The sequence below is a fragment of the Robertmurraya sp. genome (assembly GCF_036676585.1).
Lineage (GTDB): Bacteria > Bacillota > Bacilli > Bacillales > Cytobacillaceae > Robertmurraya_A.
The window spans coordinates 1-8,515 of the sequence record NZ_JAKFCQ010000082.1; the positions used below are offsets into that span (position 1 = coordinate 1).

Annotated in this window: 11 protein-coding genes; 7 read left to right on the plus strand and 4 right to left on the minus strand. The window is 35.1% G+C overall.

Translation table 11 applies throughout. The features are described 5' to 3' along the window. From ACGLXV_RS11315 to ACGLXV_RS11325, 3 genes are all read left to right on the plus strand, one after another. Window positions 1-632 (plus strand): DUF1349 domain-containing protein (locus tag ACGLXV_RS11315; RefSeq protein WP_391558664.1); only part of this gene is annotated, 632 nt, incomplete at its 5' end. Window positions 633-952: 320 nt separating this feature from the next. Continuing rightward, window positions 953-1,525: a pyridoxamine 5'-phosphate oxidase family protein gene (locus ACGLXV_RS11320; RefSeq protein WP_391558674.1), complete on the plus strand. Its 573-nt coding sequence runs from the start codon at window positions 953-955 to the stop codon at window positions 1,523-1,525. Window positions 1,526-2,367: 842 nt separating this feature from the next. Then, window positions 2,368-2,508, plus strand: a complete 141-nt coding sequence (locus tag ACGLXV_RS11325; RefSeq protein WP_391558665.1) for a hypothetical protein — start codon at window positions 2,368-2,370, stop codon at window positions 2,506-2,508. A gap of 153 nt (window positions 2,509-2,661) precedes the next feature. On the opposite strand, the gene ACGLXV_RS11330 is transcribed toward ACGLXV_RS11325, so the two are convergent. Next, window positions 2,662-3,573, minus strand: coding sequence for an EamA family transporter (locus tag ACGLXV_RS11330; RefSeq protein ID WP_391558666.1), 912 nt, complete (start codon window positions 3,571-3,573; stop codon window positions 2,662-2,664). Between the two features lie 114 nt (window positions 3,574-3,687). On the opposite strand from ACGLXV_RS11330, the gene ACGLXV_RS11335 reads away from it, so the two are divergent. Continuing rightward, a complete protein-coding gene (locus ACGLXV_RS11335) occupies window positions 3,688-4,590 on the plus strand; it encodes an AraC family transcriptional regulator (protein WP_391558667.1) in 903 nt (300 codons plus the stop codon). Window positions 4,591-4,624: 34 nt separating this feature from the next. Here the strand turns inward: ACGLXV_RS11335 and ACGLXV_RS11340 are convergent, their stop codons facing one another. Both ACGLXV_RS11340 and ACGLXV_RS11345 read right to left on the minus strand, forming a co-directional pair. Further along, a complete protein-coding gene (locus ACGLXV_RS11340) occupies window positions 4,625-5,263 on the minus strand; it encodes a YczE/YyaS/YitT family protein (protein ID WP_391558668.1) in 639 nt (212 codons plus the stop codon). A 20-nt stretch (window positions 5,264-5,283) separates the two neighbouring features. Next, complete coding sequence (locus ACGLXV_RS11345) at window positions 5,284-5,724, minus strand: GNAT family N-acetyltransferase (RefSeq protein WP_391558669.1); 441 nt, start codon at window positions 5,722-5,724, stop codon at window positions 5,284-5,286. A 112-nt stretch (window positions 5,725-5,836) separates the two neighbouring features. On the opposite strand from ACGLXV_RS11345, the gene ACGLXV_RS11350 reads away from it, so the two are divergent. The 3 genes from ACGLXV_RS11350 to ACGLXV_RS11360 are packed head-to-tail and all read left to right on the plus strand — an operon-like array spanning window position 5,837 to window position 7,474. Next, window positions 5,837-6,289, plus strand: coding sequence for a MarR family winged helix-turn-helix transcriptional regulator (locus tag ACGLXV_RS11350; RefSeq protein WP_391558670.1), 453 nt, complete (start codon window positions 5,837-5,839; stop codon window positions 6,287-6,289). Window positions 6,290-6,310: 21 nt separating this feature from the next. Continuing rightward, window positions 6,311-6,829 carry a spermidine/spermine N(1)-acetyltransferase gene (gene paiA / locus ACGLXV_RS11355; protein WP_391558671.1) on the plus strand — a complete coding sequence of 173 codons (519 nt, stop codon included), beginning with the start codon at window positions 6,311-6,313 and terminating at the stop codon, window positions 6,827-6,829. Between the two features lie 21 nt (window positions 6,830-6,850). Next, the gene (locus ACGLXV_RS11360) at window positions 6,851-7,474 is read left to right on the plus strand and encodes an FMN-binding negative transcriptional regulator (protein ID WP_391558672.1); all 624 of its coding nucleotides are present in this window, start codon (window positions 6,851-6,853) and stop codon (window positions 7,472-7,474) included. Window positions 7,475-8,062: 588 nt separating this feature from the next. On the opposite strand, the gene ACGLXV_RS11365 is transcribed toward ACGLXV_RS11360, so the two are convergent. Next, window positions 8,063-8,347, minus strand: coding sequence for a hypothetical protein (locus ACGLXV_RS11365; RefSeq protein ID WP_391558673.1), 285 nt, complete (start codon window positions 8,345-8,347; stop codon window positions 8,063-8,065). Between the last annotated feature and the right edge of the window lie 168 nt (window positions 8,348-8,515).

An 8,515-nucleotide genomic window follows, 5' to 3' on the forward strand; every position in this document is an offset into this window, starting at 1 on the left:
AACGATGGATTCTTGAGGAGAAATTTGAAAGTGAACAATTAAATAGCTTACTTGAATGGCGTTGTGAACCTAAGAAATGGATGGTTGACACAACGAGTTCTCAATTGGTTTTAAAAACCGATCAGCAAACAGATTACTGGCAAAAAACACATTACGGCTTTGAAGCAGACAATGGTCATTTTCTTTATATGAATACAGATAAGAATTTTAGGATGACCACAAAGGTCAAAGCTTTTCCAAGGTCAAAGTATGACCAAGCAGGGTTGATGATTCGCTTTTCAAAGGATGTATGGGTTAAAACTTCTTTAGAATATATAACAAATACTTTGAGTAAAATGGGGGCTGTAGTTACCAATCGAGGGTACTCTGACTGGTCCACACAATATATGGAGTCTAAAGAGATTGACCTATACTTTCGAATATCTAGGATTGCTCAAAATTGTTATGTTGATTTTTCCTATGATGGGGAAGAATGGATGCAAATACGCATAGCTCACTTGGATATTCCTGGTGATTCAACAATTTCAGCTGGATTATTCGCATGCAGTCCTCAAGGAAAGGACCAATCTGTGCATTTTGATTTTCTTACCATAGAAGAGCTTTCTTCTGACCCAAAAGAAGCTTACCTATAACAAGCATTTCATTGATGGAGTTATTATTATACAAAAGTTTGACTTCCTTAAATAAAATCCAGTTGCCAATTGGTAGCTGTTTTTTTATGGAGCAAAAGAATAACCAATGGTTGTGTAGAGCAGTACGATTTTACTGAAAACTATTAAGCTAAAGGAAGTATGTTTAAGAAGGGTAATTTTTTTTGTATAGAATATATATCTAAATATAAGTTGAAGATTGGAAAAACATGAGAATCGTAGTTGGTGCCCTATGTTTAAAGGGCAGTATGAGATGGTAGGCTTTTTACTTTTACAATAGGTGAGACGAGGAGGAATTTATGATGGGAAAAGTTTATTCTTCAATACTTCCACAACATGAAGAATTTATAAGAAAACAACGGATTTTTTTCGTTGGATCAGCACCACTATCAGCAGACGGACATGTTAACATTTCGCCTAAAGGTCATGATGTACTAAGGATATTTTCTCCAAATGAGGTCGCTTATTTAGATTTAACTGGTAGCGGAAATGAAACAAGTGCCCATTTAATAGATAACGGTAGAATGACATTTATGTTCTTAGCTTTTGAAGGTCCCCCGATGATCTTACGTCTATACGGAAAAGGTAAGGTTGTATTACCAGACTCACCAGAATGGAATGACATGGCTAAGCACTTTGACATCCTTCCTGGATATCGTCAAATAATCCATGCCGAGATTGAAACGGTAAAAACGTCATGTGGATTTAGTGTACCTTTTTATTCATACATGGGTGAACGTGATACTCTTCAACAGTGGGCTATGAATAAAAGCGAACAAGGCTTAGAAGAATATCGTAAAGAGAAAAATACTATAAGTATGGACGGAATAGTAACACCATTGGGAAAATGTTTATCCAACTTTAATAACGATTAAATAATAATAGTCCTTGTTGAGATAACGGGCGTGGAGGAAACGGATCTTCAAATAAGGGGAACTGAAATTATTAGGCGTATTTTCAGGAAAAGAATATTATTATAAGGTTGCTAATGGGGATGAATAATATTCTGTAACAGCTGTTTACCTTACAAAAGAAATAAAGGGTATGTTAGGAATAGACAAAAATGAATCTATTACTATTGAAGTCTTCAAATATTAATCATTTACCTGAAGGTTTGACAGAAGAGTACCGAGGTTACTTAACTCCTTAAATTGACAGATTAGCGATATAAGAGCCCTCTCTGCGAATTAAAGGGTTCCGTTTAGAGGGGAAATACATTTAAATGACATAGAAAATGGCGTGTAAATTGTTTTTAGTTTTAGAACGCATTTTTAATATTATATGTGTTAATTGATAATCAAGATAAGGTTTCTCCCTATTATTAAAAGCACCCGGTAGTGATTAATAAAAAAATCGCTGATAATGACATCTAGTCATTCGGTTGATTGCCTGTTGATTGTCTGATTGCAAGGGTTATTCGGACAAAACTGAAGGAATTTGCACTTGGTAGTTCGAATCCAGAGGTTATTCGGACAGGACTAGAAAGAAATTGCAATTGGTAGTCCGAATTCAGGGTTCATTTGGACAGGAGTTGAAGGACTTTGCACTAGGTAGTCTGAATCCAGGGTTTATTTGGACAGGAGTTGAAGGACTTTGCACTCGAGAGTCCGAATCGAGGGGTTATTTGGACAGGACTTGACTGGACTTTGCACTCGAGAGTCCGAATCGAGGGGTTATTCGGACAGGACTTGACTGGAATTTGTACTCGAGGGTCCGAATGGAGGGGTTATTCGGACAGGAGTTGAAGGAATTAGCAATCGAGAGTCCGAATCGAGGAGGATTCGGACAAGACTTGATTGGAAATGCCTTTGAATACCGAGTCCGATTCTTTAAGCTTAAGTGGTTTAATGGCATTTAAAATGACTTGTCCTTTCAAATGCCAATTAAACTAGAAAACTTGAATATTCCTTTGTTTAAAAAAATAGCGTGAGTCACGCTATTTTATGTATCATTTTATACTTATGGACCTAAAAACAGAACCCTTAACTCTGTGGTAAGGGGCTTTTAATATTTAGTAACTAACCTTTGAAGAAGAAGCTTTATTCAATGCCAAAAATACAATCATGAAAAGAATACAAGTGGTGCCTATCCATTGGAACATTCCAAAGGGTTCTTTTAACCAGAAAACGGTGGTTAAAACTGCCGCTAGTGGTTCGATACTTCCGAGAAGGCTGGATTCTTTTGGTAAGAGACTTTGTAGACTTTCAATATAAAACCAAAAGGCGATCATCGTTCCAAAAATGATCACGAAGATGAGGTATAGATAAGCTTCTAATGGTAACGTGTTCAAATCTATTTTCCAAGGTGGATGGATAAAACTTAATGCAAAACCACCGATGATCATCGCCCAACCAACAATAACAAGGGAATCGTATTGCTTTAGTAAGGGAATGGCATATAACGTATAAAATGCAAGTGCGACTCCAGATAAAACGCCCCAAACGATTGCTAATGTTGGCACAGATAATTGAGAGATGGAGCCGTTTGTTAATAAGAAAAAGCTCCCGACTAGAGCTAGCGAAACGGTGATCATATCTTTTCGTGTAAGAACTGCTTGATGGCGCAAAATCAAGTAAACGATGATCATTACAGGTGCTAAATATTGTAAAAGAGTCGCAACCGCAGCATTTCCATGTTGAATGGAAGCCATATAGGTGTATTGAACAGCAAGCATTCCAAGTAACCCAAAAATAATCAATGAAATGGCGTTGCTTTTGGTTTTCCACACCCCAAGGATTTGGGAACGATCTTTTCCGAAAAATTGTATGGTTAATAGTAAAAATCCGGCGATCAGCAATCGGGTGGTTACCAGCCAATCGATATCGATTCCATACTGTTCAAAAAGCTTTTTTGCAACGGTTCCACCAATCCCCCAAAATGTCGCTCCTGTCATCACTAGAAAAATCCCTTTTTTTCTACTCATTTGGTTTCTCCTTTAAATACAAAAATAGTGCTATAATATGTTCTATCTTACCTAGGAAAACCATGAAATAATATATAAATTGAATAGAAAAATATAAGAATATTGAGGTGGAACATGCAAATAAAAAATTTTATGGTTGACCATAGTTTAAAAGAATTAACAGAACATCGAACCGTGGTGTTACCCTTTGCATGTTACGAAACGACCATTAATCAAAATATCAATGGATATATCCCGCTTCATTGGCATGATGAATTTCAGTTTGTTCGGATAATAAAAGGAGAAGCCATTTTTCAAATTAATGAAGAAATTGTTGTTGTTCGAGAAGGGGAAGGACTATTTATAAATGGTGGCTGCCTACATATGGCAAAAGATATGAATGATTCTGGCTGTGTTTATATTTGTTTAAATGTTTTACCAAGTTTTGTCCTCTCACAAGAACTTTATTCCACCTTTGTATATCCTTATATTCAAGCAACGAATATCCCTTATTTACTCCTAGATTCCAAGGAGCTTTGGGCGAGGACGATTCTAGACTCGATGATGAAAATCAGACAGTTGATAAAAGAAAATCCACCGTATTATGAAATCGACATCAGTGTACATCTAACGAATATATGGAAGAATTTAATCATGAATGGTGTTCCATTAGAGTTCGAACAGTCGGAAATCGTAAAAAGTCAACGAATGAAGCAAATGCTCAATTGGGTCCATCAACATTACGCAGAGAAAATCCTTTTAGACGACATTGCACGTGCTGGTCAATTAAGCCGTTCTGAATGTTGTCGCTATTTCAAACGAATGTTGAAGAAAACCCCCTTGAATTACGTCACCGATTACCGAATCCAAAAAAGTCTTATTTTATTGCAACAATCGGATTCCAATGTCACAGATGTTGCCTATCAGGTTGGATTTAACAGCACAAGCTATTTTATTGATAAATTTCGAAACACGATAGGCATGACACCATTAGCCTATAAAAGGTATAAAAGGAACAGCTCACTGGTGAACGAATAGTTATTTTGAAATTTAAAACAAGGGTTTCGATTCCTCAAGTGGATCTTTCTATATCACAATTTGATGATTTACTAGAGCGTGTTACTATACGGTCTAGTACTTTTTCAGTAAATGGCATGAAGTAATTAAGTATTAGCCCGCCTAAACAAACGGTTAATAAAGTTCCAATGCCAATAGGTCCATTTAAGATTATTGCCATGATCAAGAATACGAGGTAAATGATTGTTCTCGAAAAGAATATGTTTGTTCTAGTTATTTCTTTTATGATTATGGTTAATCGGTCAACGGGAATCGGTGCAAAATTTGTGTGTAAATATGTTGCAGTTCCTAATCCTATAATAACTAAGCCAATTCCAAAACAAACGGCTTTGCTGTACCATAGTTCAGGTGTTACAAAAGGGTGTAATAAAAAAAGCCACATATCAATACCGATACCCGTTATAAATGCTGTTAACAACCCTGAAAATTCTGGTTTTTGCCTTTTTAAAAGTGAATTACAACCTATCAATAGTAAAGCTATTATTACTTCCCAACTTCCCACAGTAAGCCCCACATGTATGGACAGTCCTACCAAAAGTGCATCAAAAGGGGAAGTTCCAAGGTCTGATTGTATAGTGAATGAAATACCTAACGTTAATAGTAAAATTCCAAATACATAAAAAACATATTTCACTTTACTCGACCTCTTTATTACTATTTATTAGACAGTTGTTTGAGCATTAGAATATGTGGAATACCATCTTCCATAAAGATAGGTGATGAAGTATGAAACCCGAGTTTTTTATAAAAACCTTCCGCCTGTGTTTGCCCATGTAATTTAACCTGCGACTCTTCCTGTTCTTCCGCAATTTCTTCTAACGCTTTTATAATGATTTTTCCTAGCCCAAATTTACGGTAGGGTTCAAGGATGCAGATTCTTTCCAATTTTCCTACTCCATCAATAAATCTTATCCTTCCCGTTCCAACTGGTTGCTCATTGTAATGGACTAATATGTGTTCGCAAAGTCCATTTAGTGTATCAAATTGATCAAATTCATCCTCTAGTGCTACGCCTTGTTCCTTCACAAATACTTCTTTTCTAATAGCAAATGCTACCTTTAAATCTTCTTCGTTCGTTACTCTTTTTACATTCATATGAATCAGTCCTTTTAAGTTTTTTTGTTGCAAACGCAATAAAATTAGGTTAAATTTAACATAAATCATTTTTGTTGTATTTGCAATAAAAATATATGCTAAGGAGGTAATTATGAAGGAAATTCTTCGAGAAATTGGAATGATTGCAAGGGCATTAGATTCCATAAGTAATATAGAATTTAAGGAATATGACCTGACAAAAGGGCAGTATTTATACCTTGTGAGAATATGTGAAAACCCAGGTATCATTCAAGAAAAGTTAGCTGAAATGATAAAAGTAGACCGAACATCAGCAGCTCGTGCGATAAAAAAACTGGAAATCAATGGCTTTATTGAAAAAAAAGAAGATCAACATAACAAAAAAATCAAAAAACTCTTCGCAACAAAGAAAGGGGAAAATGTTTTTCCTTTCATAAAAAGAGAAAATAATTATTCCAATATTGTGGCATTAGATGGGTTTACCGAAAATGAAGTAGAAACCATTTTCAATCTTCTTCAAAGAGTAAGAAAAAATGTAGAAAAAGACTGGGAATATGTAAAAAAGGGAAACAAGAGAAATTATTGATTAGATAGAGGAGTTATTTAAATGACGATAAATATAAAAAAGTGTAACCTTAAAGATTTACACCAACTTCAAGAAATTAGTTATGAAACTTTCAATGAGACATTTAAAGATCAGAATTCACCTGAAAATATGATTGCTTATTTGGAAAGGGCATTTAACTTAAATCAATTAGAAAAAGAACTATCCAATATTTCTTCAGAATTCTTTTTTGTGTATTTTGATAATGAAGTAGCTGGGTATTTAAAGATCAATAGCAATGATGCTCAGTCTGAAGAAATGGGTGAGGAAGCACTTGAAATCGAGAGGATTTATATAAAGACCAAATTCCAAAAACATGGCCTTGGAAAATATCTGCTAAATAAAGCTATGGAAATTGCGATGGAGCGTCATAAAAAGGAAATCTGGCTAGGCGTATGGGAAAAAAATGAGAATGCCATTGCTTTTTATAAAAAAATGGGGTTTGTTCAAACAGGAGTCCACTCTTTTCATATGGGTGATGAAGAGCAAATGGACTTTATCATGACCAAAACACTCTTATAACTTTTTGAAAGGGGGATTCATATGTATATTCCAAAATATTTTAAGGTAACAAATGTTGATGAAATTTGGGATTTTGTTCAACAAAACTCTTTTGGCACAATTGTCACAACACAACAAGGGAAACCAATTGCGACTCATTTGCCTTTAGGGATAAATAAAAAGGGTGATGATTATTATATAACTGGGCATTTGGCTTATGGAAATCCTCAGTGGAGAACATTTGAAACCTGTGAAGATGTGCTTGTGATGTTTCAAGGACCGCACGCGTACATTTCTTCTTCTTGGTATGGACATGAAGCAGTTCCAACATGGAATTATCAAGCCGTCCATATGTATGGGAGAGCGAGCATTTTAGAGAAAGATGAATTGATAGAAGAATTAACAACCATGCTTCATAAATATGAAAAACACCGTGAAAATCCTGTTTTATGGGATAAACTTTCTCCTGATCTCTTAGAAAGTCAACTGAAAGGTATCGTTGGATTTAAGATTAAGGTGGGAGAAATACAGGCTGCATATAAATTAAGTCAAAACCGAAATGAAACGGATTATCGTAACATCATTGATAAATTACAAAATGAAGAAAATCCAAATTCGAATCAAATGGCAGAGCTGATGGAAAAGAGGGGAAAGAACAACAGTTAGGGTTCTTTTTTGAAGTGCTTTTCCTAAAATAAGTGCCGAAATGACAGTCGTATTGGCATCGTTATTAGAGAGTTTCTTTACCTCACTTACTTGTGATTCGGTTCACTGTAATGCATCAAAATGAGGCTCTCTTGGATTTTTGAGAAAAACTCACTAACTTTTAAATAAGATGTCTTGTCCTTAATCGAGTAACCAGCACAAATAAGCGGAGTTTTTTCGGTTAGATGCAGAATGGAGCTTGTTTCGGGGGGAATAAGGGGAGGTTTTCCGCTTATGCAAAGAAAAATCTCCCATTATTGAATTTTTCGAGCCAATAGGCGGAATCTCTCTGTCTATTTAATCCTTTTTTAATAATAATTACCAATTAAGCGTAATTTCTCCGTCTATTTATCAGCTCGGTGCTTAATCTGATCCCCCAACCGATAAATGCGGACCCTCTTAAACCTAGATGCGGGAATCAGTAGCTTTTTATCGACCCGCTTATAAAGATCAATAAAATTGGTACTCAAAATATGTTGAACAAAAAGGAATCCTCAAGAGGTTCCCTTCTTGTTCAACATACTATAATTATTGCAAACAAGTACTCTTTTATTTAATTGACGCAGCAATTTCGTTCAAACTATTAAGGATCGTTGGTTTATCTCCACCACAATAGAAAGCTGTTACCAACTCATAGCATGTATCCTTATCTATTAAAAAACAACGGTGTGTTCCCATGTCGTAGACAAAGTGACTCTGTTCTTTGTCCTTCGACCCATCAAACACTTTATAATGTCCAAGGTCAAATAGTTCGCGAACACCACTTTGGGCTAAGTCTAGAAACTCTTCTCTTGTTACCTCTCTTAACGCCACTAGTCTTACTTCTTCTTTCATATTAAAACCTCCAATATCTGTTCTATATACCTTATCCTTTAGATTTATATTATAATGACTTCTAAACTATAATTATTATAAACTAATATCTAATCTAAATCAAATATCATTTGAAAAGAACGCAAATTAATACCTTTAATATTTGTTTACTCATGAATTACAGATAGG